Here is a 26461-nt window from a genome sequence, read left to right as displayed (position 1 = left end):
TGTGGTGCGGCGTGTGCCGGCGTCGAGGTTCCCCCGGTTGCTCGGTGACTGGCGCGCCGGTGAGGGCACGCTGCCGCGCAGGCTGGCCGACGCCCTGGAGAAGGCCGTCCGGGACGGCCGGCTTCCGCTGGATGCGGGGCTTCCGGCCGAGCGCCTGCTCGCCGACGAGCTGGGCCTCGCGCGGGGGACGGTGGCCGCGAGCTACCGGATCCTGCGCGCCGAGCGGCTGATCGTCACCCGGACGGGCTCCGGCAGCACCGTCCGTCTGCCGCCCCGGCTGCACGACCGCCTCGCGCCGTGGGCCAGCGACCGGGGGGAGGAGGGTCGGGACGGGGCGCCGCTGGACCTCACCGTCGCGGAGCCGGCCGCCCCCTACGACGAACTGCTCCAGGCCGTGCGGGAGGCGACCGACGCCCTGCCGGCCGCGCTGCTGGGTGACGCCTCTGGGGCCGACGGCCCGTCGGGGCTGCGCACGGACGTCGCCGACCTCCACACCGCCGAGTTCACGACCGGCGCCGGAAACATCCTGCTGACCAGCGGTGCCGACGCCGCGCTGAGCCTGCTCGGCGCGGCGTACCTGCGGCCCGGCAGCAGGATCGTCCTGGACTCCCCCACCTACCCGGGCGCGCTCACCCTCTTCCGGAGCGTGGGCGCGCGGCCGATCTCCCAGCCCCTGACCCCCACCGGCTGGGACGTCCCCGCCCTGGACCGCACCCTCACCGCGGCCGGGCCCTCCCTGACCTACCTGATCCCGGACTTCCACAACCCCACCGGCCTGCTGATGGACGACGACGCCCGCACCGAACTCGGGCGGCGACTGCGCTCCCACGACACCCTGGTCGTCCTCGACGAGACCATGCGCGACCTCGACCTGCGCGGGGCCGCCGCACCGCCGCCGCGCCTCGCGGCACGCGCCGGGGACCGGCACCTCGTGTACGTGGGGTCCCTGAGCAAGTCGTTGTGGCCGGGCCTGCGCGTGGGCTGGATCCGCGCCCACCCGGATGTCGTCCGCCGCCTGGCGGCGCTTCCACTCGCCGCCGCGCTCGCCCCGTCCCCGTTCGACCGGCTCGTCGCCGCCCGCCTCCTGGAGCGCAGACAGGCGGTTCTCGAGCGCCGGCGAGTCCAACTGGCTCTGCAGCGCGACCACTTGGCGGCGCGGCTCTCGGCCCTGCCCTGGTGCCGTTTCCGGGTACCGGACGGAGGGCTGTCCCTGTGGCTCGAACTTCTCGACACCGACTCGCGGCGCCTGGCCGATCAGGCCGCCGGGCACGGTCTGGCCCTCACCCCGGGCTTCCACTTCTCCCCGGACGGTGCCCTGGACCACTACCTGCGTCTGCCCTTCACCCTGCCGCCCGAGGCGCTCGACACCGCGGTCGACCGGCTCGCCGCGGCCCGTGCCGCCCTGCGGGACGGGCACTGACGGCTCGGCGACGTCCTGGGCCGCCGCCGGGCCCGGTCGCGTCAGTCCTGGCCGAGGCGGGACTTGGCCGCCGGGCGGGGTTCCTCGCGGAGCTCCTCCAGGAGGGTGGTGATCGCGTCCATGATCCGCAGTCCGGCCTCCTCGAGCACCGGTGCCGTGATCTCCAGGCCGCGCAGGTCGGAGAGGTCCACGGGCGGGCCGGCCATCACCCGCAGCACGGTCCGCCGGTACCAGGGCCGGGAACGGCGCACCACGCTGCCGGCCGCGGGGATGAGCTCGTGCGCGTTCCACTGGGCGACCGGGACGACCGGCGCCCCCGTCTCCAGCGCCAGCCGGGCCGCGCCGGTCTTGGCCCGGGACGGCCACAGACGCGGGTCGTCGGTGAAGGTCCCCTCCGGGTAGACGGCCACGCAGCAGCCCCGGGCCAGCGCCTCCTTGGCGTGCACCAGCGCGTCCGAGGCCCGCTCGGTGTTCCGGTGCACGGGTATGTGGCCCATGCTGCGCAGCGCCGCCCCCAGCACGGGCACCGAGAACAGCGGCGCCTTGCCCAGGAACCGGGCGGGCCGGCCGCTGTGGTACTGGAACAGGCCGTAGGAGAACGGGTCCGCGTATGAGGTGTGGTTGACCGCGGTGATGTAGCCGCCGGACGCCGGCAGGTGGTGGACGCCCCGCCAGTCGCGCCGGGCGACGGCCCGGACGAGGGTCCCCGCCAGCACGGCCGTGAACCGGTACACCGGCCCGGTCTCGTCGCCGGTCCGTGGGCCCCCGGCGGATCGTTTCTCCCCTTGCATGGAGCTGTTGTACATGACAGACGGCGGCGCGGACATCCCCTTTCCGCGCCGCGGGCACCTCGGCCGGGCGACGGCGCGGCGTTCACGCGGACCCGGCGTTCACGCGGACCCGGCGTTCACGCGGACCCGGCGTTCACGCGGGCGCGGCGTTCACGCGGACCCGGCGTTCACACAGCCCCCCTCGCGCAGCGCGTCGGAGACCGACTTGACCCCGCCGTGCGCGGTGAGGCCGCCGTCGACGGGGATCTCGGCCCCGGTGATGAACGACGACTCCTCGGACAGCAGGAAGACCACCAGCGGGGCCACCTCGTCGGCGGTTCCGGTGCGGCCGAGAGGGGTCTCGCGGATGTTCGCCGCGCGGAAGGCGGGCGCGGCGGAGGCGGTCATCTCGGTCTCGATGTAACCGGGGTGGACGGTGTTGACCCGGATGCCGCGCGGACCGAGCTCCAGCGCGGCCGCCCGGGACAGCCCGCGCAGTCCCCACTTGCTGGCGGTGTAGGCGACCGGATAGTGGGCCGTCAGGGCCGCCGACGAGCCGACGTTGACGACGGAGGAGCCCGGCGGCATCAGCGGGGCGAGGTGCTGCATGCCGAGGAGCGGCCCGGTGACGTTGACGGCGTGGACCCGGGCGAAGTCCTCGGGCCGTACGGCGTCGAGACGGGCCCGCCAGGTGATGCCCGCGTTGTTCACCAGGCCGTGCACCTGCCCGTACGTCTCCTTCAGCTCGGCGGCCAGCTCCGCCCAGTCGTCCTCGCTGGTCACGTCGAGGCGGCGGCAGCCGCCCTCGGGCCGTGCGTCGGTGGCGACGACATGGGCGCCCTCGCGGGCCAGTGCCTCGGCCTCCGCGGCGCCCTGGCCGCGGGCGGCACCGGTGACGACCACGACCCTGCCCGGCAGCCGCCCGGGGCGCGGGCCGGTCACGGCCGCTGCCGGGAACGGCGCCGGCCCGCCGGCAGCGGCACCGGGTCCGGGCCGGGCACGACGGTGTTGGCCACGGTCCCGACGCCCTCCACCGTGAGGGTGACGGTGTCGCCCGGCTTCAGCGGCGGCGGGACCCGCTCGCCGCGCAGGCCCCACAGTTCGGCGAGGCAGCCGCCGTTGCCGCAGGTGCCGGAGCCGAGCACGTCGCCCGGCACGACCCGGGTGCCGCGCGAGGCGTAGGCCACCATCTCCTCGAACGTCCAGCTCATGTTGGACAGCAGGTCCCGGCCGACGACCTCGCCGTTGACCTCGGCGGTGAGCGCCAGGCGCAGGAAGCCGTCGGCGTCCCGGTGGGGCTCCAGCTCGTCGGCGGTGACCAGGAAGGGGCCGAGGGTGGTGGCGGTGTCCTTGCCCTTGCAGGGGCCGAGGCCGACCTTCATCTCCGCGGACTGCAGGTCCCGCGCCGACCAGTCGTTGAAGACGGTGTAGCCGACGATGTGGTCGCGGGCCTGTTCCGGGGTCAGGTCGCGGCCCTCGCGGCCGACGACGGCGGCGACCTCCAGCTCGAAGTCGAGGACCGCCGAGCCGGGAGGCATCGGCACGTCCTCCCGGTGCCCGTAGAGGGCGTGGGGGTTGGTGAAGTAGAAGGTGGGGGCGGCGTACCACTGCTCGGGCACGCCGGCGGTGCCCTCCACGGACCGCCGTACGCCCTCGACGTGCTCCTCGAAGGTGACGAAGTCCCGTACGGAGGCGGGCTCGACGGGCGGCAGCAGCCGCACCTGGGAGACGTGCGGGCCGGGCGGCGCCTCGCGGGCGGCCGCCCCGGCGGCGAGCAGGCCGGGCAGACCGCCGGTCTCGCGCAGCAGGGCGGTGAGCGAGGTGACGCCGGGCAGCGGGAGCAGGACGCCGTCGTCCTGCACGACGGCCACGTGGCGGCGGTCTCGGTGTTCGTAGGCGGCGAAACGCATGGGACGGCTCCGGGGCAGGCTGGGGGCCGGGGCGCGGCCCGCCCCGTCAGGGGAGTGACGGAGCGGGCCGCGCACCGGGCGGCGGGGGTGGGATCAGACCGGCGGGGCGACGAACACGCCGCGGTCGGGGTCGTTGAACGACTCCTTGGCGACGAGTTCGTTCATGGGGTTGGCGGTGCCCCACTGGTCGGTGACCTCGGGCTGCGAGAAGTCGTAGACGTGCGGGTGCCAGGTGTCCTCGTCGAGGTTCTCCAGCTCCGTCGTGTACTCGACGGTGTTGCCGTGCGGGTCGAGGAAGTAGGTGAAGGTGTTGTCGCCGGCCATGTGGCGGCCGGGGCCCCAGATCTTCTTGAACCCGGCCCGGATGACGCGGCCGGAGCCGCGCATGTACTCGTCGATGCCGCGCATCTCGAAGGAGATGTGGTGCAGGGAGGTGTGCGGGCCCTTCGCCAGTGCCATGGAGTGGTGCTGGTTGGAGATCCGCATGAAGTGCATGACCTCGCCCATGTGCGGGGAGCTGAGGGTGTCGGAGAGGCGGAAGCCCAGGTGCTCCTCGTACCACTGCCGGGTGCGGTTCAGATCGGGCGAGTTGAGGACGACGTGGCTCAGCTTGACCGGGATGGACTCCTTCTCCTCGATCCGGCGGTGCCGCCGCACCTCGACGTCGGCGGAGACCTCGATGGTGCGGCCGTCGACGTCGAAGAAGCGGAAGCCGTACCCGCCGCCGGGGGTGTCGACCGTGCCCGGCCGGGTGATCAGCTGGACGCCGCCGGCCAGCAGCCGCTCGGCGAGGGTGTCCACGTCGGCGGCGGAGGCGGCGCCGTAGGAGACCAGGTCGAGGCGCTTCTCGTCGGCCTTGCGGAGCCGGACGACGTACTGCTCCGGGGAGCCCTCGGCGGCCAGGAAGGAGATGCCGGAGTCCTCGGCGACCTTGGTCAGGCCCCAGATGCCGGCGTAGAAGTCGAGCTGCTTGTCGTAGTCGGGCACGGCGAGGTCGACGTGCCGCAGGTGGGTGAGCAGACGCATGGGATCACTCCGTGAAGAGGAGGGCGGCGGCGTTGCCGCCGCGTACGGCGTGGAAGTCGGCTTCGGGCAGGCCGGCCGCGCGCAGCGCGCCGACCGGGTCGTCGGAGCCCATGTCGAAGGGGAAGTCCGAGCCGAGCAGCACCCGGTCGGCCCCGGCGACACGGACCAGCTCCCGCAGCACGTGCGGGTCGTGGACGAGGGAGTCGAAGTACAGCCGCCTCAGGTAGCTGCTGGGCAGGTGGGCGCAGCCGGCGCCCGCGTCGGAGCGGGCCGACCAGGCGTGGTCGGAGCGGCCGATGTGGGTGGGCAGGTAACCGCCGCCGTGCGCCGCGATGAGCCTCAGGCCGGGGTACCGGTCGAGGACCCCGGAGAAGATCAGGTGCGAGAGGGCGACGGCGTTCTCGGTGGGCTGGCCCACCGTGTTGGACAGGTACCACCGGTCCAGGCGCTCGTCGAGCGTGCAGCCGAAGGGATGCAGGAAGACGAGCGCGCCGGTTTCCTCGGCCCGGGACCAGAAGGGCTCGTAGGCCGGGTCGGACAGCTCCCGCCCCGGCGCGTGGCTGGAGATCTCGACGCCCAGCAGGCCCTGCTCCAGGGCGTGGTCGAGGGCGCGCACGGCCTGCCCGGGATGCTGCAGCGGCACCAGGCCGAGCCCGCGGAGCCGGTCCGGCGCGGCCGAACAGTGCGCGGCGGTCGCCTCGTTGGCCAGCCGGTACGCCTTCTCGGCGGTCTCCTCGTCGGTCCAGTAGTGGTAGTGCGACGGGGACGGGCTGACCAGCTGCACGTCCACGCCCTGGGCGTCCATCGCGGCCAGCCGCACGGCCGGGTCGGTCAGGCGCGGGACGCGCTCGCGCACCATGGGCCCGCTCACGGCGAGGGCGTCCGGCCCGTTGCGCCGCGCGTCCAGGGCCTTCGCCTCCGCGTGTCCCGGGAGGCCGGCCACCAGCGCGTCCACCTCGGGCAGCAGCAGGTGGGCGTGGACGTCCACGGTGGGGGTGGTGGCCGCGTCCGGGCCGGTGGTGACGGCGTCGGTGGTCGCGGACGGGCCGGTGGTCGGGGTGGGGTCGGTGGTCACGGCAGCTCCCGCAGCATCGCCATGGTGCGGCCCATCAGGCCCGGCACGTCCGCGTCCCGGACGCCGTCGAGCTGCCACCGGCCGATCTGCACGGACGCCTCCACGACCGGCCGGACCCGGGCGATCCGCCGCTCGTAGTACGCCTGGAGGAGGGCGTCGTCCCAGGTGTCCGCGGAGGTCAGCAACTGGGTGAGCACCCACGCGTCCTCCAGCGACAGCGCCGCGCCCTGCGCGAGGGTGGGCGGGCAGCAGTGCGCGGCGTCGCCGACCAGCACGACCCGTCCGCGGTGCCAGGAGCCCTCCACCAGCAGGCGGTCGAACCAGGTGTAGTTGACCTTCGCCGGGTCGGTGATGTGCTCGGTGATCTCCGGCCAGAAGCCCCCGTAGGCGGAGGCGAGGCGCCGCATCTCCCCGGCGTACGACTCCGGCGGGATGGATGCCCGGTCCCGGTTGGCCTCGACGACGTACGCGTACACGGTGGTGTCGCTGGTGGGGCAGTAGCCGGCGATGTAGGCGGGGCCGCCGTAGGCCAGGTCGGTGCGGGTCACACCGGCCGGGCGGGGAGCGGCGACCCGCCAGATGGCCATGCCGGTCGGCTCCGGCTTGTCGGCGATGCCGATCGCCGCGCGGGTGGCCGAGCCAAGGCCGTCGGCGGCGACGACCAGGTCGTACCGCCCCTCGCCGCCGTCGGAGAACCGCACCGAGACCCCGTCCGCGTCCTGGCCGAGGATCTCTGCCGTGGTGCCGAGCCGGACCGTGGCGCCGCTGGCCCGGACGGCGTCGATCAGGATCTGCTGGAGCCGCGGTCGCTGCATGCCGACCGTGGCGGGCAGGTCGTCGCCGCCGGTGCGCAGGTCCTCGGCGACGTGCAGGACGGTCCCGTCGGGGGCGGTGATGCCGACCGCGCCGAAACCGAAGCCGGACGCCCGCACCTGCTCCCAGACGCCGAGTTCGCGCAGCACGCGCAGGGCGTTGCCCTGGAGGGTGATGCCGGAGCCGGCGGTGGCGTTCCAGTCGTCCCTGGCCTCGATCAGGTCGACGGTGAGGCCTGCGCGGCGCAGCAGGACGGTCGTGGCGTTGCCGGCGGCGCCACCGCCGATCACCAGGACCGTGCGGGGTGTGCTCATGGGGAACTCCCTTGTTCCGTGGGTTACTTGACGGCGACCGGGTTGACGGGGGAGCCGACCGCGCCGGTGATGGGCAGGGGCGCCGCGGTGAGCCAGAACGCGTACGCGCCGTCGGCCGCACAGTCCTCGGCCAGCGCCTCCAGGTCCCACATCTCGCCGATCAGCAGCCCGATGTTGGGGATGGCGACCTGGTGCAGGGGCTGGAAGGCGTGCTCGAACTCGTTGGGGCGGACCTCGAAGCCCCAGGTGTCCGTGGCGATCGCGGCGATCTCCGTGGAGTGCAGCCAGCCGGCCGTGGTGAACGACAGGCCGGGCGCGGGGCCGCCGGCGTAGTCGCCCCAGCCGTCGCGGCGCGCGCGGGCCAGCTGACCGGTGCGGACCAGCACGATGTCGCCCCGGCCGACGGCCACCCCGTGCGCCTCGGCCGTCGCCGTCAGGTGCTCCTCGGTGATCGCGAAACCGTCCGGCAGTTCCCCGTCGTCGCCGACCACCCGGCCGACGTCCAGCAGGACACCGCGTCCGGCGACGTGCGGGGCCATGTGCTCGATGCCGGTGACCAGGTCGCCGTCGGAGGTGACGACCTTCGCGGCGTCCCGGCCGTTCCACGCCTTGCCGTGGTCGAAGATGTGGCCGAGCCCGTCCCACTGGGTCGAGCACTGCAGCGGCATCGCGATCACGTCGTCGGCGCCGCCGATGCCGTGCGGGAAGCCCTGGTTGCCGAGGGCGGCGTCGGTGCCGGTGTCCAGCATGGTGTGCACCGGGTTGGTGCGCCGCCGCCAGCCCTTCTGCGGACCGTCCATGTCGAACCGCTGGGACAGCGAGAAGCTGACGCCCCGCCGGACCAGGGCCGCGCCCTCGCGGCGCTTGGCCTCGTCGAGGAAGTTGAGGGTGCCGAGCACGTCGTCCTCGCCCCAGCGGCCCCAGTTGGAGTACGCCCGGGCGGCCTTCGCTATGGACCCCTCGGGGTCGGTGCGGTCCGGGGTCACCGGGCCTCCTCCGCGACGCAGCGGGTGCGCTGGGCGCCGAGCCCGGTGACGGAGGCGTCCATGACGTCGCCGTCGCGCAGCAGCCGGCCCCAGTGCATGCCGTTGCCGGCCGGGGAACCGGTGAGCACCAGGTCGCCGGGGAGCAGGCGGGCGGTCTGCGAGGCGTAGGAGACCATCCGGGCGACGTCGAAGATCATGTCCTTGGTGGACTCGTCCTGCATGGTCTCGCCGTTGAGCTTCAGGGTCAGGCGCAGGTCGCCCGTGTCCGGGACCGAGGCGGTGGGCACGATCCAGGGGCCGAGCGGGGTGAAACCGGGCGCGTTCTTGCTGCGCAGCCAGTCGGTGCCGATCTGCGGCATGTCCCGGCGGAAGACGGTGGCCCGGTCGGTGAGGTCGTTGGCGATGGTGTAGCCGGCGACGTGGTCCAGGGCCTCCTCGACGGAGACGCGGTGGGCGGGGCGGCCGATCACCGCGGCGAGCTCCAGCTCCCAGTCCGGCTTCTGCGCCCAGGCGGGCAGCACCACGTCGTCGTACGGGCCGGTGATCGCACTCGGCAGGCCGATGAAGACGTACGGCAGGTCCTCCGCGGCCCGCCGGTCCATGATCTCCGCGGCCTCCGCGCGCCGCTCCTCCTCCGGCCGGTCGTCACCGGGGGCGCGGTGGGCGACGTGCAGGTCGATGACGTGCTGCCGGTAGTTGGCGCCCGACTGGAACACCTGGCGCGGCTCCACCGGAGCGTGCACCCGCAGGCCGGCGAGGGCCGTGCGGGGCGGCTCGGCGTCGGCCGCCAGTTCGCGCAGGCGCGGCAGGGCCGTCTCCCAGCGCTCCAGCAGGTCACGGGTGGTCAGCCGGGCGTCGCCGAAGGCGTCCCGCAGATCGAGGGCCTGACCGTCGGGGGTGACGAGAGCGGGGAAGGGGGGCCCGTCCGGGGCGGAGAGGGTGGCGAGGGCGAACGGGCCGGCGAAGAGCGCGGACGCGGGTTCGGGTTTCACGGACATGTCCTCCTGATTGCGGTGGGACTAATCTGGACCCGCCGTCCGTGATCAGGGAAATAGATTCTGTGGATGGCAGGCATCCACCGCGTTTATTTTCCCCGCTCGTCGCCCCTCTCCTAGTCGCCTCCCGCTCGCTCGTCGTCCGCCCGCCCGCTCGTCGCCCGTCCCGCGAGGAACCGCACCGTGAACCTGGCCCGTCTCGACCTCAATCTCGTCGTCGCCCTGCGTGCTCTGCTGGAGGAGCGCAACGTCACCCGGGCCGGGCAGCGCGTCGGGCTGAGCCAGCCCGCCATGAGCGCGGCCCTCGCCCGGCTGCGGAGGCACTTCGCCGACGACCTGCTCGCCCGCGTCGGCGGGCACTACGAGCTGACCGCGCTCGGCCAGGTCCTGCTGGACCGCACCTCCACCGCCTACGACGTGCTGGAACGCCTCTTCTCCAGCCAGGCCGAGTTCGACCCCGCCGCGGAGAGCCGGGAGTTCCGGCTGATGGCGTCCGACTACGCGGTCGCCGTCTTCGGCACCGAACTCGCCCGCGTCGTGCACCAGGAGGCGCCCGGGATCCGGCTCCGCTTCACCCAGACCCAGCCGGCCGTCGTCGACGACACCGCCACCCTGCTGAGCGCCACCGACGGCCTGCTGATGCCGCACGGTGTGATCAGCGACTTCCCCGCCACCGACCTCTACGACGACCGCTGGGTCTTCCTCGTCGCCGACGATCACCCGGCCGTCGGGGACCGCCTCACCCGGCAGGACCTGGCCCGGCTGCCGTGGGTGACCTACCAACGCACCTACGACGCGCCCGCCGTACGGCAGTTGGGGATGCTCGGCATCGAGCCGCGCGTCGAGGTCTCGGTCGACAGCTTCCAGCTGCTGCCCCTGCTGGTCACCGGCACCCGGCGCATCGCCCTCGTCCAGGCACGACTGGCGCGGCTGCTGACGCCGATCGCCGCCGTGCGGGTGATGGAGCCACCCTACGAGGCGGTGCCGCTGCGCGAGGCACTGTGGTGGCACCCGGTCCACACCCACGACGCGGCCCACATCTGGCTGCGCGAGACGGCCGCGCGGGTCGGCGGGCGCCTGGCGGGGACCGCGGAGTCGTGAACCATGGGGTGGCGCCGCGTCGTCGTCGACCGCGGGGCGGCCGGGATGTGACGGTCTCGTCCGGGCTTCGGGGAAGGCATTCCCTGCGGCCCCGGGAACGGGCGATGATACGAGGGACAGGTGATCAGGCCGGTGGCCGCGTGAGTACCTGAGTACGTGAGTACGGTGGAGTGGCCGGCCCGGATGGAGTTGGGGGAGAGCGTGACGTTCGAGCAGGAATGGGCCCAGCTGCGCGCGCAGGCGGCCGAGCGGTCGGGCATGCGGCTCAACGGCCTGCCGGCCGAGGGCGGCGGCGGTGGCGGCGGCGGGGACGACCTGGTCGTCAACCGCGACGACCTCGGCGCCATCGGCAACGAGGCGTACGACCTGCTGGGCCGGCTGGGCAAGGACGGCGACATCGCCCGCGCCTCCACGTTCACCGCGGCGACGGCGCTGACCAACGGGAACTTCGTCAGCGGCTCGGCCGTGCTGAAGGTCCACGACTTCTGGCAGAAGCACCTGCGGACCCTGCTGGACTCCTGCGCGCAGATCTCGAACCACCTGGACTACAGCAAGGCCCAGCACGCCAAAGACGAGGCGAAGATCGAAGGGGACCTGACGCGGGTCTCCGTGCTCTCGGAATACATGAAGTAAGGCTCGGGGGAGCGCTCACCATGCTGAAGTACGAGGACATAGTCGACGCCCCGGTGGCGAAGCTGAAGACCGCCGTCGACGACTGGGCGGAGATGGCGGGCAAGCTGGAGAAGCTCGCCACGGACGCCACCGACGGGATGAAGGCCAAGGCCGAGAAGGCCTCCTGGAACGGCGTCAACGCGGGCGTCACCCGGGAGTTCATCGGCAAGACGGCCAAGGAGTTCGCGGACGCGGCGGCCGAGGCCAAGGGTGTGCGGATGATCCTGGAAGAGGGTCACGCCGCCATCAAGAAGGCCAAGGACGACCTGGTCAACATCCGGGACAACGAAGGGCCCGCGGCCGGTGTCCGCGTGGGGCCCACCGGCAAGGTCACGGCGCTCCACCCGCTGTCCGAGCTCCCGCCCAACGCGAAGCGCGACCCCGACTTCCCGGAGCTCCTGCGGCAGGAGAGACAGAACATCGAGTCGTGGCAGAAGAGGATCGACCTCATCGTCGACAACTGCAACGACACCGACCTCGCCCTCAAGAACTCCCTCGAGGCGAACGTCACCGACCGCAAGGACTTCAACGCCCCGACGTACACCAAGCTGGACCAGGAGGAGGCCGCCCGCGCCGCCGCCCTCGCGGCCAAGGGCCGGGACCTCACGCACGCCGAACTCCAGCAGCTCAACGAGCTGCTCAAGGACAACAGTTCGTCGGTGGACTTCTCCAAGGGCTTCTACGAGAAGCTCGGCCCGGAGAAGTCGCTCGCGTTCTTCGGCCAGCTCTCCACGGACACCTACGAGTACGGCAAGGTCGACAAGCAGCGCCTCGAGGACGTCCAGGAGCTGCAGCGGAACCTGGGCCTCAACCTGGCCACCGCCTCGCACGACAAGGAGTTCTCGGACAAGTGGGGTCCGGAGCTGCGCAAGTTGGGCACGGAGCGGATCCCGCTCGCCAAGCACGACTACGGCGGGCCGTTCGGATACCAGCTGCTCGGCGGCATCATGCGCTACGGGAACTACGACGCGAAGTTCCTCAACCCGATCGCGGAGCACGTGGCGCAGCTGCACGCGAAGGACCCGTACATGTTCGCCGAGAACAAGGTGGTGAACAGCCCGTTCAAGAACCCGTTCAACCCGTCCGGGGTCAACGGGGCGGGCTACGACCCGTCCATCGCCATGCTGGAGGCGCTCGGCAACAGCCCGGAGGCGGCGAAGAAGTTCTTCACCGACCCGCCGACCGCGTACAACGAGGACGGGACCGTCGACCACGGCGCCACGGCCGATCTCGGCAAGGACAAGGACGGGCAGAAGATCGGCAACTACCTCGACTTCTTCACCAACGAGAAGTGGGAGACCTTCGGCGACGTCAACTCGCTCGACGAGAAGGAACTCAAGGCGTCGCTCGACCACATGCCCGACGCCCTCGGCCACGCCCTGGAGGCGGCCACCCTCGGCTACCCGGCCGGCCACCCGGACGCCGGCGTGGTGCGGGACGCGGACAACGCGGCGGTCATGCAGCAGGTCATGGAGAAGTACGCCGACGACCCGAAGCTGCTCAAGGAGCACCACGAGGCGATGGTCGACAGCCTGGGGGTCATGGGCGCGGGCTACATCGACGACATCAACTGGGCGCTGGACAAGAACCGTCCGGACAGCTTGTTCGCACCGGGCAGAAACCCGGAGGGCCACGTCGACTTCGCAGACACGGAGGACGGAAACGGGCGGAGCGTCGTCCGGGGCTTCCTCAGCACCCTGGGGCAGCACCCCGACGCCTACGCGACGGTCTCCACCGCGGAGCAGGTGTACACCCGCAGCGTGCTGGAGGGGACGGTGGGCCCGGACGGCAAGATCGACGAGGGCGCTGCCAGGGCGACCGTACGCGTGGGCGCCGAGGTGCAGGGCATGCTCGACCAGTCCCGGGCCGATCAGGTCGAGGCGACGAATCTCAAGACGCACGAGGACTACCAGAAAGCGGTCGAGAAGCGGGCCGGCTGGGTCCAGTTCGGCGCCGCGGCGGGCATCGCGGCGGGCGTGGCCTTCCTCCCCGCCACCGCGGCGGTGGGCACGGCCGCGGTGCTCGTCCCGCTGGCGACCGACATCGGCAGCGGCGCGCTCGAGCAGGTCGTGGGGCAGGTGGTCGGCGGCATCTCCGAGAACTCGGTGGACGAGCACAAGGAGAAGGTGGACGAACTCATCGGTGACGAGAGGAAGGCGATCTACTCCGCCGGTGAGAGCTTGGCCGAGGCGCCGATGGAGGACTTCATGCTGCGGCACGGTGTTGGGACCGACTTCGCCGAGGACATGGAGCAGGCGATGCTGATCGGCTACGGGGAAGGCAACGACCGGGAGAACCAGCAGGGCAACGACCCGGAGGCCGGCTGAGCCGCTGGCCAGCCGAAGAAACGTACGTAAAGGACGCGGACAGTGCGTAGTGGTAGGTCGGCACGTCGGGGACTCTTCGCCGCGGCCGTGGCAGGTTCGTTGCTTCTCGGTGCCGCGGGCTGCGGTGGGGACGGGGAGCCGGAGGGGGGCCAGAAGACTCCGAAGGACTACAAGGTCGTCGCGGGGACGGAACTGTGCGGGGGCAATGCGATATCCGCCGACGCGTCCCGTGCACTGGAGGTGATCACGGGGGAGCCGCGGTTCGAGGCGTCGGGGGAGAGATACACCGTCGAGCAGGCCGCGGCGAGCCTCGTCAAGGCATGGCCGTACCCCACCTCGCGGGAGGACGCCTGCCGTGTCTACACACCCCTCGGCACGTCGGACGTCGAACTCCGCATCAGGTGGAGTCTGGTGGAGTACCCCACGACGGACGACCTGGGCCCGGACTTCACCGTGCTGAAGATGGGGACGTTGGCCGGGGCGAAGCCGGAGAGCGCGTTCGTCCGGTTCTCCTGCAGGAGTGAAAGGTTCCCCAACCAGACGCAAGCGGCCAACGTCGAAATCCACGTGAGGCGCTGGGGCATGCCGAAGCCGGTCGATGGCGACGACGTCGATGCGCTGAAGGACGCCTACGCGACCGTGGCGCACTCCTACTCGCTGGCCATGGCCAAGGAACTGGGCTGCGAGAAGAACGGCGGGCTTCCCGAGAAGGCGGTGCTGGACCGCGCGTGATCGCTGAACGACGGACAAGGACGCGGACCATGGTCGGTCGCAGGTCGGCACGGGCCGGGTTCCTCGCCATGGCGGCCGTCGCCTCGCTGCTTCTCGCGGCCACCGGTTGTGGCGGGAGCGGGGGCGGGGAGGCCGCCGCCGAGGACCTGGCGGGGACGGAGCTCTGCGGCGGCGACGCCGTGTCCACCGAGGCGTCCAAGGCACTGAAGGTGATCACAGGGGCGTCGCGGTTCGGGACGACGGCGGAGACGTCCACCGTCGCCCACGCCGCCAAGGGCCTCGTCGAGGCATGGCCGTACCCCACCGGCGGGCGTGACGACATCTGCCGCGTCTACACGGCCGCCGGCTCGCCGGAGTTCGAGCTCCGCGTCACGTGGGGACTCGAAGGTGGCGCCCCCACCGGGAGCACGGCCTCGGACCTCGTCCGGCTGAGGATGGGGGAGGAGACCCTGGCCGGGGAGAAGAGTGCCTCGATGGTGTTCGCGTGCCGGAGCGACAGGTTCCCCGGCGCGACGAAGCCGGCGCACGTCCGCATCGGTGTGGAGCGCTGGGGCATGCCGAAGCCGGTCGAGGGTGACGCCGAGGCGCTGCGGAACGCGTACGCGACCGTGGCGCACTCCTTCTCGCTGGCCATGGCGAAGGAACTGGGCTGCGAGAAGAACGGCGGTCTGCCCGCACAGCCCGTTCTGGAACCCGCGTAGTCACGCACCAGGCTGGCAGGCGGCTTGCCCAGGCGGCCCTGCCTCTTCGGAGGGAGGGCCGCCGCGTCGCCGGCGCACGAACGAGGACGTGCGGCAGGAGGAGGGAAGCGGCGACCCGGGGGAGCGGCCGGGCAACGCCCGGGAGCCCGGCCGAGGCCGGTGCTGGTCGAGGGAACGTGAGGATGCGAAGAGTGCTCAGTCGTGGACCGGTGCGCGGACGGCTCCTTGCCGCGGTGGTGGCCGGCTTCCTGTTTCTCGGGGTCACAGGTTGTGGAGGTGACGACGAGGACGATGCCCCGGTCTACGAGCCCGTGGCGGGGACGGATCTCTGCGGTGGCAACGCCCTGTCGGCCGAGGCGTCCACGGCGCTGAAGGTGATCACGGGGACGTCGCGGTTCGAGGCGTCGGCCGAGGAGTACTCCGTCGAACAGGCAGCAGCCATCCTTGCCGAGGCGTGGCCGTCCACCGAGTGGGACGAGGACATCTGTCGCGTCTACACGCCCGATGCGCCGGGCTTCGAGCTGAGGATCACCTGGAGTCTGGTCGACGGCCCTCCGACGGGCACCCCCGCCCGAAAGTTCACGCAACTGCCGATGGGGGAGAGGGCCGGGGCAGCGGCCAACAAGGCGTACGTCCAGTTCGCGTGTCAGAGCGACAGGTTCGTCGACGCGGCGGCCGAGGCCCACATCGTGATCGACGTGGAGCACCGGACGTCGAGGGAACCAGAGGATGACAGCGAGGCGTTGAGGGAGGCCTATGCGACCGTGGCGCACTCCGTCTCGCTGGCCATGGCGAAGGAACTGGGCTGCGAGAAGGACGGCGGGTTGCCCACCGAGCCCGTGCTGGAGCCTGCGTAGTCACGGACCTGGCTGGGGAGTGGCCCTGACTCTGCGGAGGGAGTGCCGCCTTGTCGCCGGCATACGCATGAGGTGCTGCAGCACGGCGACCGGGAGATCCAGCAGGGCAGTGACCCGGAGGCCGGCTGAGTCGCCGGCAGACCGAGGACACATACGTGAAGGATGTGGACAGTGCGCAGTGGTAGGTCGGCACGTCGGGGACTCTTCGCCGCGGCCGTGGCAGGTTCGTTGCTTCTCGGTGCCGCGGGCTGCGGTGGGGACGGGGAGCCGGAGGGGGGTCAGAAGACCCCGAAGGACTACAAGGTCGTCGCGGGAACGGAACTGTGCGGGGGCAATGCGATATCCGCCGACGCGTCCCGTGCACTGAAGGTGATCACGGGGGAGTCGCGGTTCGAGGCGTCGGGGGAGAGGTACACCGTCGAGCGGGCCGCGGCGGACCTGGTCGACGCTTTCGGGACCCCTGACGTGTGGGAGGGGGACGCTTGCCGTGTCTACACGCCTCTCGGTACGAGCGACTTCGAGCTCAGAATCACCTGGACGTGGCTCGACGGCCTGCCGAAGGGAAAACCCGCTCAGAAGTTCACCCTGTTGAAGATGGGCGAGGAGACCGGGGCGGCGGCGAACGAGGCATATGTCCTGTTCGAGTGTCGAAGCGACAAGTTGGCCGGCTCGTCGACAGCGGCCCACCTGATGATCAGCGCGGAGCATCGTACGGTGAGCGAACCCGAGGACAATGTCGAGGCGCTGCGGGACGCGTACGCGACCGTGGCGCACTCCTTCTCGCTGGCCATGGCGAAGGAACTGGGCTGCGAGGAGAACGGCGGGCTCCCGGAGGAGGCCGTGCTGGAGCGCGCGTAGCACCGGACGGGGCCGCCGCGGTGGTGACGGGCCGGGCCGGAAGCGTGGCGTCGGCCTGGCAGGCGGGTCGGGATTCCTCATTTATTATTCAGGGCGGCCGCAGGGGCGGCGGCGGGTCGTTCGAGGGCGGCAACTGCGGAACGGCCGGTCCGGCCCGCCGGTAGGCGCGGCTCACGTCGGGACCCGTTCGGGCGGGGGCGACATGACGCCGATCATGGACATCTCGGGGATTCGAGTGGCCCGGCCCACCATCCGCGAACGGTAATCCCCAGGGGAGAAGTGAGGTATGCCAGTGATCTGCGTCGGAGGCATGATCGGGACCGGCAAGACGAGCGTGGCCGAGCTGCTCGCCAAGGGGCTCGGGAGCCAGGTCTTCTACGAGAGCGTGGCCGACAACCCGATCCTCCCGCTCTTCTACACGGCGAGCCCCGAGGAGATCCAGGCCAAGCGCTACCCCTTCCTCCTCCAGCTCTACTTCCTGCAGACCCGCTTCGCCTCGATCAAGGAGGCCTACCGGCAGGACGACAACGTCCTGGACCGTTCCATCTACGAGGACTGGTACTTCGCCAAGGTCAACCACGACCTGGGCCGGATCAGCTCGCTCGAGATGCAGGTGTACGAGGGTCTGCTGGACGAGATGATGCGCGAGATCGACGGCCTGCCGTACCGCAAGGCGCCCGACCTCATGGTCTACCTCCGGGCGGACTTCGACACCGTGCTGCGCCGGATCGGGATGCGCGGCCGCGACTTCGAGCAGGACGAGAGCCTGGTGGAGTACTACCGGACGCTGTGGTCCGGCTACGACGACTGGGTGCAGCGGCACTACTCGGCCAGCGAGGTCTTCGTCATCGACATGGACCGCACGGACGTGGTGAACAACCCGGAGGACGCGGCCCGCGTGCTGCGGGAGGTCGAGGCGGCGCTGACGGAGGTCAGGGCCCGGGCGGCCGGCGGCGTGGCGCCGGTGCCGTCGGGCGCCACGGCGGTGCCGTCGGGCGTCGCCGCGAGCTGACCCGCACCGCGGTACGGGACGACCGTGCGGTCCGCCAGGAGGGCGGACCGCACGGTCGTATCCGGACACGGCCCCGCGCCGCCCCGGACGTCAGCCGACGGCCGTGGGGGTCCGGTCGGTCCCGGCCGCCGGGGGTTCCGCGGCGGAGGCGTCCTCGGCGTCCATCGCGTCCTCGCGGTGCCGGCCCCGGTAGGTGAGGTGGAGGGCCGTGACGGTGACGGCGGAGAGGACCATCACCACGCCGTAGAGGCGGTAGAGCCCCTCGGGCGTGAAGCCGCGGTCCTCGAGGAAGGTCGCGATGTTGGGGGCGAAGAAGGCGACGATCCGGCCCACGCCCATCATCAGGCCGACCGCGGCGGTGCGGATCGCGATCGAGTAGATCGAGGGACTGATCGCGTAGTACGCGGCGACGCCGCCGTTGACCGCCAGGCCGATCAGGACCGCGAGGACCAGGACCGCGGTCCGGTCGTCGAAGTAGGCGGCGAAGACGAAGAAGACCACGAAGCCGACGACGCCGATCAGGGCCGTCACCAGGCGCGGGTGGATCTTGCGGGAGACGGCGGCGAAGAGCAGCGCGCCGACGACACCGCCGGCCGCGACCAGCGCCTGGGCGCGGATGCCGAAGTCCGGGTCCCCGGTGGTCTGGGTGACCAGCTTCGCGGTGAGGCCGTTGGCGAAGTAGAACGCGCCGATCACCAGCGCGTAGGACGTCCACAGCAGGAGCGTGCGGGGCAGCATCACGCCCTGCCACATGCCGCTCGCGAACGTCACCTTCCCGGCGGCCCCGGTGGGGGCGGGGAGCGCGGCGGCGGCCGGGACGCCGAGCCGGGCGGCGATGCGGTTGTAGTCCCGCAGCGCGTGGGCCGGGCGCTTCTCGACCAGGTGGCCGACCGACTCCGGCAGCGTGACGGCCGCCAGCACCAGGAGCAGGGCGGTGACGATCGCGGCGAAGAAGTACGGGCCGCGCCAGCCGAAGGCGTCGATCAGCCACACGGAGAGGAAGCCGCCGATGGCCGCGCCGAGCGGCAGGCCGATGCCGTAGACGCCCATCACCACGCCGCGGCGGTGCCGGCTGGAGTACTCGGCGCAGAGCACGCTGATGCTCGGCACGATCGCCCCGAGGAACAGCCCGGCGAAGAACCGGAAGGCCAGGAACATCTCGAAGGACGTGGCCAGACCGCTGAGGACCATGCCCGGCACGATCAGCGCGAGCGAGCCGAGGATGTGGCGGCGGCGGCCGATCCGGTCGGCGACCGGGCTCAGCAGGGTCGCGCCGACGCCCATGCCCAGCGTGCCGAGGGAGGCGACGAGGCCCTGCTGCCCCTTGCTCAGCGCCCAGTGGTCGGTCAGGGCGGGCAGCGTGTACGAGGTGATGAGGATCTCGTACCCGTCGATCATCGTGAGGAGGATGCAGAGCGCCACGACCACCCATTGGAAGCGGGTCATCGGGTTGTTCCGGATCGCGTCTCTCAGGTCCATCTGGCTCTCCACCCTGCATGCAAATAGCGCACTTCCTCGTGCATTTAGAGAAGGCTGGACGGTGGAGGGTGAGCTGTCAAGGGTTGTCCGTGCTGCCCTTAGGCTCAGGGCATGGCTGAGACCTCCCGCGCCGCCGGCGCCCAGACCCTCGCTCGGGGCCTCCGCGCGCTCGAGTTGGTGACCGCAGCCCGTGACGGACTCACGGTGCAGGAAGTCGCGGACCAGCTCGACGTGCACCGCTCGATCGCCTCGCGTCTGCTGAGCACCCTGGCCGACTTCCGTCTCGCCGTCCGGGGCGGTGACGGCCGCTACCGCGCGGGTGTCGGCCTGGCCGCGCTGGCCGGCGGCATCCACGCCACGCTGCGGGCCGAGGCCGAGCCGGTGATGCGGGAGCTCGCGGACGAGTTGGGGGCCACGATCTCGCTGCTGGTCACCGAGGGGGCCGACGCGGTGGCGCTCCTGGTGATGGAGCCGCCGGCGGCGAGCTGGGTGCTGTCCTTCCGCACCGGCAGCCGGCACCCGCTCGGCCGGGGTTCCGCGGGCGTGGCGCTCATGGCGGCCCGTCCTCCGGCCCCCGGGGACGCGGAGGCCGTGGTCCGGGCGCGGGAGCGGGGTTTCGCCGCGACCTTCGGTGAGGTGGAGCCCGGCGCCCACGGGGTGGCCGTGCCGATCGGGGCGCCGGGGCTGCCGCCGGCCTGCCTGAACGTCATCACCTACCGCGCCGAGGTCGCCGAGAAGGCCCCCGCCGCGCTGATCGCCGCCGCGGCCCGCCTGTCCCAGCGCCTCACCTGACCCACCCGGCGGCGCGTTCGGCGTTCCGTCTCCGCCCCGGTGAGTGGCCGTCCGGTTGTCCGGGGTCGCCCCTCGGCAATGCGGCGTCCGGTGGAGCCGTCGTCCGCGGCCGCGTGGGCTCCGTCGTGAGTCCGCAGCCGCGTGGGCCCCGTCGCGCGCCCCGCGCTGTCCTCGCCCCCCGGCGGATCGGTGCGGGTTCCGCGCCCGGTCGGGCGGCGGTGGCGGGCGGCTCGGCTTCGTACCGGTCGGTATTGACTTCCGCGGTCGATGGTGGTGCCATGGCGTGCAGCAAGGCGTGCATATAACGCCTGAGGGCGTGCACATTCAGCACAGGAGATAGGCGTTGTGACTCTCACCAAGGAATCCGCGGCCCGCGACATCACGCTCCCGTCGGGCACCCACCTGCGCTACTACGAAGCCGGTGACGCCTCGGCGCCGCCGGTCGTGATGCTGCACGGCTCCGGGCCGGGGGCGACCGGCTGGTCCAACTTCTCCGGCAACCTGGAGGCCGTCGCGCGCGGCGGATTCCGCGTCCTCGCCCCCGACATGCCGGGGTGGGGCGACTCGGACGCGGTGCGGACCGTCGACATGGACCACGACGCCGACCTGATCGCGTTCCTCGACGCCCTCGGCATCGGGAAGGCGGCGCTGATCGGCAACTCGATGGGCGCCCACACGGCCGTCCGGTTCGCCACGCTGCACCCCGAGCGCCTCAGCCACCTGGTCACCATGGGCGCCTCGCTCGGCCGCGGCCCGGTGAAGAACCTGTTCTCCGCGGGCGACGGCCCCAGCGAGGGCCTGAAGGTGATCGCGCGGGCCTACCGCGACCCCAGCCCGGAGAACATGAAGGCCCTGGTCGAGATCATGACCTTCGACAAGGCGCGGTTCGCCACCCCGGAGCTCACCCGGGCCCGCTCGGAGGCCGCCCTGGCCCGCCCCGAGCACCTGACCAACTACCTCGAGGGCCTCGCCCACGGCGCGCCGATCCCCCGCCGGGTCGACCGCGACCTGATCCCGGACATCCAGGCGCCCACGCTGCTGATCCACGGCAAGGACGACCGGGTCCTGCACTTCGAGGTCAGCCTGTGGCTGACCGCCAACATCGCCGACTCCCGTCTGGTGCTCCTCAACCGCTGCGGGCACTGGGCCATGATCGAGCACGCCGACGAGTTCAACCGTCTCGTCGTGGACTTCCTCTCGCACAACTGAGGCCGCCGCACATGTCCACCCCCACTCTCGACACCGACGTCGTCGTCATCGGAGCCGGACCCGTCGGGCTCACCCTCGCCAACCTCATCGGCGTGCGCGGCCACCGCGCCATCGTCCTGGAGGCACGCCAGGAGCTGATCGACTACCCGCGCGGCGTCGGCCTCGACGACGAAGCGATCCGCACCCTCGCCACCGCGGGGCTGTGGGAGCGGGTCAAGCCCTTCACCGTGCCCCACCACGTGGTGCGGCTCGTCAACGGCACCGGTCAGGTGCTCGCCACCAACGACCCCACCACCGAGGAGTTCGGTCACCCGCGCAAGCACGGGTTCATCCAGCCGCTCGTCGACCAGGAGCTGGCGGCCGGGGTCGGGCGCTTCCCGGAGCACGAACTGCGCTTCGGCCACCGGGTCACCGGCCTGGAGGACCGCGGTGACCACGTCGTCGTCACCGCCGAGCGCCTCGACGCCGACGGCGCCGTGCGGGAGACCGTCACCGTCACGGGCCGGTACGCCGTCGGCTGCGAGGGCGGCAGCTCCTTCACCCGCAAGTGGATGGGCGTGGAGTTCGAGGGCAGGTCGCCCTCCACCCGCTGGGTCGTCGTGGACGTCGCCGACGACCCGATCGGCACCCCGTCGGTCTACCTGGGCGCGGACCCCCGCCGCCCGTACGTCTCCATCGGCCTGCCGCAGGGGATCCGCCGCTGGGAGTTCATGCTCCACGACGACGAGCCCACGGACCTGGTCGAGGACCGCTCCTTCATGGACGGCCTGCTGCGCCGCCACGTGCCGGACCCCTCCGCGCTGAAGATCATCAACCAGCGCACCTTCACCCACCACGGCCGGGTCGCCTCCAGCTTCCGCAAGGGCAGGGTGTTCCTGGCCGGGGACGCGGCGCACCTGATGCCGGTGTGGCTCGGCCAGGGCTGGAACTCCGGCATCCGCGACGCCACCAACCTCGCCTGGAAGCTCACCGCCGTGCTCGGCGGCGACGCGGGCGACGCCCTGCTCGACACGTACACCACCGAGCGCCGCAAGCACGCGGCCGACATGATCGACGTCAACATGACCGCCGGGACGGTCATGAAGATGCGCCCCCTCGGCGGCTGGGTCCGCGACCGGGCGGCCACCGCGCTCAACCTGGTGCCGACGTGGAAGTCCTACTTCAGCGAGCTGCGGTTCAAGCCGATGCCCCGGTACGCCGAGGGCGTCGTCGTCGACCAGGTGACGCTGCGGCCCGGTACGGCGGACGCCGGCTTCAAGAAGGGCAAGCTCCTCCCGTTCGTCGACTCGCCCGGCTCCGTCTCGCCGGTCGGCCTGCAGTTCGTCCAGCCGCGCGTCACCACCGCCGACGCCGAGAACGTCCTGCTGGACGAGGTCACCGGCGACTGGTGGACCCTGGCGTCCTGGGGCGGCAACCCCACCGCCCATCTGACCCCCGCCGACCTGGCGTTCGTCAGGCGGCACCGGATCCGGCTCGTGTCGTTCGTGCCGGAGACCCAGCGGGAGTGGGCCGAGAAGCGGTTCGCCGGCTCGCCGGAGCCGGTCACGGTGGTCGGCGACCCGTCCGGCGCGCTCAAGCGGTGGTTCGACGTGCGCGCCTGCGGCACCGTCGTCCTGCGCCCCGACCGCTTCGTCGCCGCCGCCTGCCTCAGCCAGCAGACGTCCACGGCCCTCGCCGCGCTCCGCCGTGCCGGCGCCCTCGCCGAAGGAGTTCCCTCGTGAGCCTCGCCCTCGTCACCATGTCCCACTCGCCGCTGCTGGAGTTCAACGATCCGCCGGCGGAGGTGAAGGCCGAGGTCGACGCCGCCTTCGAGCGGGCCCGGGCCTTCGTCCGGGAGTACGACCCCACCCTGGTGGTCGCCTTCGCGCCGGACCACTACAACGGGTTCTTCTACGACCTGATGCCGCCGTTCTGCATCGGCTACGAGGCCCTCGGCGTGGGCGACTACGGCACCGCCGAGGGACCGCTCGACGTCCCCACGGAACTGGCCGAGCGGCTGGCGCAGCACGTGCTCGACCGTGACCTCGACGTGGCGATCTCGCGCCGGACGGAGCTGGACCACGGGGCGATCCAGCCGCTGGAGATCCTCTTCGGGGGCATCGCCACGGTGCCGACGATCCCCGTCTTCGTCAACGGCGTCGCGAAGCCGTTCACCTCGATGCGCCGGGTGCGGCTGCTGGGGGAGGCGGTCGGCTCGTTCCTGACCACGCTCGACGAGCGGGTCCTGGTGATCGGCTCCGGCGGACTCTCCCACGACCCGCCGGTGCCGCAGTGGGCCACGGCGGACGAACAGGCGCGCGCCCTGCTGCTCGACGGCCGCCACCCCACCGCCGCGGCGCGCGACGCCCGCCAGCAGCGGGTCATCGACACCGGCCGGGCCTTCGCGGCGGGCACCGCCGCCATCCGCGACCTCAACCCCGCCTGGGACCGGGCCCTGATGGACACCCTGGCCTCGGGCGACCTCACCCCCGTCGACGCCATGACGCCGGCCGGCATGGCCGAGGCGGCCGGCAACTCCGCCCACGAGGTCCGCACCTGGGTGGCCGCCTTCGGCGCGCTCGGCGCCGCGGGGCGGTACGAGGTCGGCACGCGGTTCTACAAGCCGATCCGGGAGTACATCGCCGGGTTCGGGATCATGACCGCGAAAAGCGTGACCGTGTGACGGCGTGACCGCCTGACCGCACGCCGCACGCCGCGCGCCGCCTCCGCCACCGACCGGCGGGGGCGGCCGCGTGTGCCCCGGCGCCGTTCCGGCCGGTCGGCCTACCCCCTGCGTCCGGCCTCGCCCGCCCTGCCCGCCGCCACCGCCACGGCCGCGCCCAGGGCCAGCAGGGCGATGCCGATGTAGATCTCGTAGCCGTCGACGTAGACGTACCGCATGAACCCCATCACCGGGATCCAGGTGCCGAAGAACTCGTGGACGAGCCCCTGCACGCCGCCGGCGACTAGCACGAAGCTGAGGAAACCGAGGAAACCCTTCATGGCCCCAGTCTCGGAGCGCGGGCCGGGCGGGGGCGTCGGGCGTCGGTATCGGACGCGGGCCGCGATGTCGTCCGAAAGTATCGGTCCGGGGACGGGCGTCGCTCCGACCGGCCGGGTCGCCCGTACATTCGATGCCATGCGTACCCGCCGCGACCTGTCCGTGGACATCGCCTGCTTCCTGTTCGCCGTGGTCTTCTCCGTCGTCACGGCCGACGCCGCCTACCGGGGCGACGTGTCCGCCGGTGTGCCGGTGGCCGAACAGGTGGCGGGGGCGGTCGGCTGCGCCGCGGTCTTCCTGCGGCGGCGGTGGCCGGTGCCGCTGGCGGTGCTGCTGATGCTCGCCGGCACCCGGTTCCACTTCCTCACCGGGGCGATCCTGGTGGCCCTGTTCACCGTCGCCGTGCATCGTCCGCGCCGGGTCACGGCCTGGCTGGGCGGCTTCACGCTGGTGCAGTTCACGGTCTTCCTGCTGCGGGACCTGGACCGCGGCGAGGAGGTCGTCGGCTCGGCCCTCACCTACTTCACCCTGGTGGCCTGCGCGCTCGGCTGGGGGCTGTACATCCGCTCGCGGCGGGCACTGATCGCTTCCCTCGCGGAACGGGCCGTGCGCGCGGCGGACGACGCCCGGCGGGAGGTGCGGGAGGAGATGGCCCGGGAGATGCACGACGTCCTCGCCCACCGGCTGTCCCTGCTGAGCGTCCAGGCCGGGGCGCTGGAGTACAACCCGGGGGTCTCGCCGGAGGACCTCCGCCGCGCCGCCGGGGTGATCCGCGACAGCGCGCACCAGGCGCTGGAGGACCTGCGCGAGGTGATCGGCGTCCTGCGCGGCTCCGGCGGCGCGCGGACGGAGGACGCGCGGGGCCCGCAGCCGGGTCTCGCCGCGGTCGACCGGCTGCTGGACGAGTCCCGCGCCGCCGGCATGCGCGTCACCTACCGTCTCGACGCCGCCGCCGTGGAGACGCTGCCCGCCACCGTCGGCCGCACCGCCGCCCGGGTGGTGCAGGAGGCGGTGACCAACGCGCGCAAGCACGCGGGTGGCGCCGAGGTGACCGTCACCGTCACGGGCCGCCCGGGCGCCGGTCTCGTCGTCGAGGTGGCCAACCCGGTGAGGACCAGGAACCCGGCGGCGGTCGGCGCCCGCGTCGCCACGCCCGTCCCCGGCGCCGGGCAGGGACTGATCGGCATGGCGGAACGGGTCGCACTGGCCGGCGGCCGGCTGGACCACGGCGTGCGCGACGGCCGCTTCACGGTGCGGGCGGACCTGCCGTGGCCGGGGACGGACGGGCGCGCCGAGGCGGAGGGAGCAGCGGCATGAGCGGCGCCGTCCGGGTCCTGCTGGTCGACGACGATCCGCTGGTGCGGTCCGCGCTCCGCCTGATGCTGGGCGGCGCTCCCGACCTGGAGGTCGTCGCGGAGGCCGCCGACGGGGCGGAGGCGTCGGCCCAGGCGGCACGGCACCGTCCCGACGTCGTCCTGATGGACATCCGCATGCCGGGGGTGGACGGCCTGACCGCCACCGCGGCGCTGCGCGGCGGCCCCCGGCCGCCCGAGGTCCTCGTGCTCACCACCTTCCAGGCGGACGAACTGGTCCTGCGCGCCCTGCGCGCGGGCGCCGCCGGGTACGTGCTGAAGGACACGCCGCCGCAGGGCATCGTCGCGGCGGTCCGGAAGGTGGCCGCGGGTGAGCCGGTGCTGTCGCCGGCCGTGACCCGGCGGCTGATCGCCCAGGTCACCGACGGGGCGAGTGACCGCGACGCCCGCGCGGTCCGGGCCCGGCGGCGCCTCGCCCTGCTGGCCGACCGCGAGCGCGAGGTCGCCCTCGCGGTCGGCCGGGGCCGCAGCAACGGGGAGATCGCGGCCGAACTGCACATGGCGCTGCCGACGGTGAAGACCCACGTCTCCCGCGTCCTCGCGAAGCTGGAGCTCAACAACCGCGTGCAGATCGCCCTGCTCGTCCACGACGCGGGCGCCGGCGGGGAGTGACGTCCGCACGGAGGCGAGGAGGCAGGGGACGAGGAGGCAGGGGGGCGAGCCGGCACGGCGGTGCGAGGATGACGCCATGAACGAGGAAGCCATCCCCGTGCTCCGGGTCGAGGACGCCGCGGCGGCGGTCACGTGGTACGAGCGGCTGGGGTTCACCCGGCAGTGGGAGCACCGCTTCGAGCCGGGACTGCCCGCGTTCGTCGAGGTCGCCCGCGGCGAGGTCCGGCTGTTCCTCTCGGAGCACCACGGCGACGCGCGCCCCGACACGCTGGTCTATCTCCGCGTCCGGGACGTCGACGCCGTCGCCGCCGCGTTCGGGGTGGAGGTCACCGACGCGCCCTGGGCACGAGAGATCGAACTCCGCGACCCCGACGGCAACCGCCTGCGGATCGGCACGCCGACGGAGTGACGCCGCGACGCGGAACTGGGGGCGTGGTCCCGGCTTTG

General features: G+C 72.5%; 26 protein-coding genes. 16 read left to right on the top strand and 10 right to left on the bottom strand.

The window, feature by feature from the left end:
* Positions 1–37 precede the first annotated feature (37 nt).
* Positions 38–1420 carry an aminotransferase-like domain-containing protein gene (locus ACWD3O_RS10595; RefSeq protein ID WP_451415607.1) on the top strand — a complete coding sequence of 461 codons (1383 nt, stop codon included), beginning with the start codon at positions 38–40 and terminating at the stop codon, positions 1418–1420.
* Between the two features lie 41 nt (positions 1421–1461).
* Here the strand turns inward: ACWD3O_RS10595 and ACWD3O_RS10590 are convergent, their stop codons facing one another.
* The 8 genes from ACWD3O_RS10590 to ACWD3O_RS10555 all read right to left on the bottom strand — a co-directional run bounded on the left by ACWD3O_RS10590 (position 1462) and on the right by ACWD3O_RS10555 (position 9312).
* Complete coding sequence (locus ACWD3O_RS10590; protein WP_451415606.1) at positions 1462–2211, bottom strand: lysophospholipid acyltransferase family protein; 750 nt, start codon at positions 2209–2211, stop codon at positions 1462–1464.
* 150 nt (positions 2212–2361) lie between these two features.
* Positions 2362–3132 (bottom strand): SDR family NAD(P)-dependent oxidoreductase, encoded by a 771-nt coding sequence (locus tag ACWD3O_RS10585; RefSeq protein WP_451415605.1) that lies wholly within the window; start codon positions 3130–3132, stop codon positions 2362–2364.
* Positions 3129–4100, bottom strand: coding sequence for a fumarylacetoacetate hydrolase family protein (locus ACWD3O_RS10580; protein ID WP_451415604.1), 972 nt, complete (start codon positions 4098–4100; stop codon positions 3129–3131). Before ACWD3O_RS10580 ends, ACWD3O_RS10585 begins: the two co-directional genes overlap by 4 nt.
* Positions 4101–4193: 93 nt before the next feature.
* Positions 4194–5126, bottom strand: coding sequence for a VOC family protein (locus ACWD3O_RS10575; protein ID WP_451415603.1), 933 nt, complete (start codon positions 5124–5126; stop codon positions 4194–4196).
* A 4-nt stretch (positions 5127–5130) separates the two neighbouring features.
* On the bottom strand, positions 5131–6114 hold the full coding sequence (locus ACWD3O_RS10570) for an amidohydrolase family protein (RefSeq protein WP_451415703.1): 984 nt from the start codon (positions 6112–6114) through the stop codon (positions 5131–5133).
* 83 nt (positions 6115–6197) lie between these two features.
* Entirely contained in the window at positions 6198–7328 is a 1131-nt protein-coding gene (locus ACWD3O_RS10565; protein ID WP_451415602.1) for an FAD-dependent oxidoreductase, read from the bottom strand.
* A gap of 23 nt (positions 7329–7351) precedes the next feature.
* Positions 7352–8314 (bottom strand): cyclase family protein, encoded by a 963-nt coding sequence (locus tag ACWD3O_RS10560; RefSeq protein WP_451415601.1) that lies wholly within the window; start codon positions 8312–8314, stop codon positions 7352–7354.
* Positions 8311–9312, bottom strand: coding sequence for a fumarylacetoacetate hydrolase family protein (locus tag ACWD3O_RS10555; RefSeq protein ID WP_451415600.1), 1002 nt, complete (start codon positions 9310–9312; stop codon positions 8311–8313). Before ACWD3O_RS10555 ends, ACWD3O_RS10560 begins: the two co-directional genes overlap by 4 nt.
* A gap of 180 nt (positions 9313–9492) precedes the next feature.
* Here ACWD3O_RS10555 and ACWD3O_RS10550 point away from each other — a divergent pair, with 180 nt between their 5' ends.
* The 8 genes from ACWD3O_RS10550 to ACWD3O_RS10515 all read left to right on the top strand — a co-directional run bounded on the left by ACWD3O_RS10550 (position 9493) and on the right by ACWD3O_RS10515 (position 17569).
* A complete protein-coding gene (locus ACWD3O_RS10550; protein ID WP_451415599.1) occupies positions 9493–10410 on the top strand; it encodes a LysR family transcriptional regulator in 918 nt (305 codons plus the stop codon).
* A gap of 201 nt (positions 10411–10611) precedes the next feature.
* The gene (locus ACWD3O_RS10545) at positions 10612–11043 is read left to right on the top strand and encodes a hypothetical protein (protein ID WP_451415598.1); all 432 of its coding nucleotides are present in this window, start codon (positions 10612–10614) and stop codon (positions 11041–11043) included.
* Between the two features lie 20 nt (positions 11044–11063).
* Positions 11064–13409 carry a hypothetical protein gene (locus ACWD3O_RS10540; RefSeq protein ID WP_451415597.1) on the top strand — a complete coding sequence of 782 codons (2346 nt, stop codon included), beginning with the start codon at positions 11064–11066 and terminating at the stop codon, positions 13407–13409.
* A 99-nt stretch (positions 13410–13508) separates the two neighbouring features.
* On the top strand, positions 13509–14141 hold the full coding sequence (locus tag ACWD3O_RS10535) for a hypothetical protein (RefSeq protein WP_451415596.1): 633 nt from the start codon (positions 13509–13511) through the stop codon (positions 14139–14141).
* 29 nt (positions 14142–14170) lie between these two features.
* Positions 14171–14842: a hypothetical protein gene (locus ACWD3O_RS10530; RefSeq protein ID WP_451415595.1), complete on the top strand. Its 672-nt coding sequence runs from the start codon at positions 14171–14173 to the stop codon at positions 14840–14842.
* A gap of 182 nt (positions 14843–15024) precedes the next feature.
* A complete protein-coding gene (locus tag ACWD3O_RS10525; protein WP_451415594.1) occupies positions 15025–15699 on the top strand; it encodes a hypothetical protein in 675 nt (224 codons plus the stop codon).
* A gap of 216 nt (positions 15700–15915) precedes the next feature.
* A complete protein-coding gene (locus tag ACWD3O_RS10520; RefSeq protein WP_451415593.1) occupies positions 15916–16557 on the top strand; it encodes a hypothetical protein in 642 nt (213 codons plus the stop codon).
* A gap of 286 nt (positions 16558–16843) precedes the next feature.
* Entirely contained in the window at positions 16844–17569 is a 726-nt protein-coding gene (locus tag ACWD3O_RS10515) for a deoxynucleoside kinase (protein WP_451415592.1), read from the top strand.
* Positions 17570–17659: 90 nt separating this feature from the next.
* On the opposite strand, the gene ACWD3O_RS10510 is transcribed toward ACWD3O_RS10515, so the two are convergent.
* Entirely contained in the window at positions 17660–19048 is a 1389-nt protein-coding gene (locus tag ACWD3O_RS10510; protein WP_451409202.1) for an MFS transporter, read from the bottom strand.
* 111 nt (positions 19049–19159) lie between these two features.
* On the opposite strand from ACWD3O_RS10510, the gene ACWD3O_RS10505 reads away from it, so the two are divergent.
* The 4 genes from ACWD3O_RS10505 (at position 19160) to ACWD3O_RS10490 (ending at position 23711) form a co-directional block, all read left to right on the top strand.
* Positions 19160–19840 carry an IclR family transcriptional regulator gene (locus ACWD3O_RS10505; protein ID WP_451409203.1) on the top strand — a complete coding sequence of 227 codons (681 nt, stop codon included), beginning with the start codon at positions 19160–19162 and terminating at the stop codon, positions 19838–19840.
* 345 nt (positions 19841–20185) lie between these two features.
* Entirely contained in the window at positions 20186–21049 is an 864-nt protein-coding gene (locus ACWD3O_RS10500; protein ID WP_451415591.1) for an alpha/beta fold hydrolase, read from the top strand.
* A gap of 11 nt (positions 21050–21060) precedes the next feature.
* A complete protein-coding gene (gene mhpA / locus ACWD3O_RS10495; RefSeq protein ID WP_451415590.1) occupies positions 21061–22770 on the top strand; it encodes a bifunctional 3-(3-hydroxy-phenyl)propionate/3-hydroxycinnamic acid hydroxylase MhpA in 1710 nt (569 codons plus the stop codon).
* A complete protein-coding gene (locus tag ACWD3O_RS10490) occupies positions 22767–23711 on the top strand; it encodes a 3-carboxyethylcatechol 2,3-dioxygenase (RefSeq protein ID WP_451415589.1) in 945 nt (314 codons plus the stop codon). The genes mhpA and ACWD3O_RS10490 overlap by 4 nt, the downstream gene beginning before the upstream one ends.
* Positions 23712–23812: 101 nt before the next feature.
* Here ACWD3O_RS10490 and ACWD3O_RS10485 read toward each other — a convergent pair whose 3' ends face one another.
* Complete coding sequence (locus tag ACWD3O_RS10485) at positions 23813–24031, bottom strand: hypothetical protein (RefSeq protein WP_451415588.1); 219 nt, start codon at positions 24029–24031, stop codon at positions 23813–23815.
* 136 nt (positions 24032–24167) lie between these two features.
* Between ACWD3O_RS10485 and ACWD3O_RS10480 the strand changes: the two genes are divergently transcribed.
* The 3 genes from ACWD3O_RS10480 (at position 24168) to ACWD3O_RS10470 (ending at position 26423) form a co-directional block, all read left to right on the top strand.
* Positions 24168–25346: a sensor histidine kinase gene (locus ACWD3O_RS10480; protein ID WP_451415587.1), complete on the top strand. Its 1179-nt coding sequence runs from the start codon at positions 24168–24170 to the stop codon at positions 25344–25346.
* Positions 25343–26014, top strand: coding sequence for a response regulator transcription factor (locus ACWD3O_RS10475; protein WP_451415586.1), 672 nt, complete (start codon positions 25343–25345; stop codon positions 26012–26014). The genes ACWD3O_RS10480 and ACWD3O_RS10475 overlap by 4 nt, the downstream gene beginning before the upstream one ends.
* Positions 26015–26090: 76 nt before the next feature.
* The gene (locus ACWD3O_RS10470; RefSeq protein WP_451415585.1) at positions 26091–26423 is read left to right on the top strand and encodes a glyoxalase superfamily protein; all 333 of its coding nucleotides are present in this window, start codon (positions 26091–26093) and stop codon (positions 26421–26423) included.
* The last annotated feature ends 38 nt before the right edge of the window (positions 26424–26461 follow it).

This window comes from Streptomyces sp. NPDC002640 (genome assembly GCF_053592575.1).
This window is presented reverse-complemented; position numbering and strand designations above follow the sequence as displayed.

What these genes read in the sequence shown, in the direction of transcription:
- ACWD3O_RS10590 (WP_451415606.1), bottom strand. Translation starts at nt 2,211, where the DNA reads ATGCAAGGGGAGAAACGATCCGCCGGGGGCCCACGGACCGGCGACGAG.
- ACWD3O_RS10580 (WP_451415604.1), bottom strand. Translation starts at nt 4,100, where the DNA reads ATGCGTTTCGCCGCCTACGAACACCGAGACCGCCGCCACGTGGCCGTC.
- ACWD3O_RS10575 (WP_451415603.1), bottom strand. Translation starts at nt 5,126, where the DNA reads ATGCGTCTGCTCACCCACCTGCGGCACGTCGACCTCGCCGTGCCCGAC.
- ACWD3O_RS10565 (WP_451415602.1), bottom strand. Translation starts at nt 7,328, where the DNA reads ATGAGCACACCCCGCACGGTCCTGGTGATCGGCGGTGGCGCCGCCGGC.
- ACWD3O_RS10555 (WP_451415600.1), bottom strand. Translation starts at nt 9,312, where the DNA reads ATGTCCGTGAAACCCGAACCCGCGTCCGCGCTCTTCGCCGGCCCGTTC.
- ACWD3O_RS10540 (WP_451415597.1), top strand. Translation starts at nt 11,064, where the DNA reads ATGCTGAAGTACGAGGACATAGTCGACGCCCCGGTGGCGAAGCTGAAG.
- ACWD3O_RS10530 (WP_451415595.1), top strand. Translation starts at nt 14,171, where the DNA reads ATGGTCGGTCGCAGGTCGGCACGGGCCGGGTTCCTCGCCATGGCGGCC.
- ACWD3O_RS10525 (WP_451415594.1), top strand. Translation starts at nt 15,025, where the DNA reads ATGCGAAGAGTGCTCAGTCGTGGACCGGTGCGCGGACGGCTCCTTGCC.
- ACWD3O_RS10515 (WP_451415592.1), top strand. Translation starts at nt 16,844, where the DNA reads ATGCCAGTGATCTGCGTCGGAGGCATGATCGGGACCGGCAAGACGAGC.
- ACWD3O_RS10510 (WP_451409202.1), bottom strand. Translation starts at nt 19,048, where the DNA reads ATGGACCTGAGAGACGCGATCCGGAACAACCCGATGACCCGCTTCCAA.
- ACWD3O_RS10505 (WP_451409203.1), top strand. Translation starts at nt 19,160, where the DNA reads ATGGCTGAGACCTCCCGCGCCGCCGGCGCCCAGACCCTCGCTCGGGGC.
- mhpA (WP_451415590.1), top strand. Translation starts at nt 21,061, where the DNA reads ATGTCCACCCCCACTCTCGACACCGACGTCGTCGTCATCGGAGCCGGA.
- ACWD3O_RS10485 (WP_451415588.1), bottom strand. Translation starts at nt 24,031, where the DNA reads ATGAAGGGTTTCCTCGGTTTCCTCAGCTTCGTGCTAGTCGCCGGCGGC.
- ACWD3O_RS10480 (WP_451415587.1), top strand. Translation starts at nt 24,168, where the DNA reads ATGCGTACCCGCCGCGACCTGTCCGTGGACATCGCCTGCTTCCTGTTC.
- ACWD3O_RS10475 (WP_451415586.1), top strand. Translation starts at nt 25,343, where the DNA reads ATGAGCGGCGCCGTCCGGGTCCTGCTGGTCGACGACGATCCGCTGGTG.
- ACWD3O_RS10470 (WP_451415585.1), top strand. Translation starts at nt 26,091, where the DNA reads ATGAACGAGGAAGCCATCCCCGTGCTCCGGGTCGAGGACGCCGCGGCG.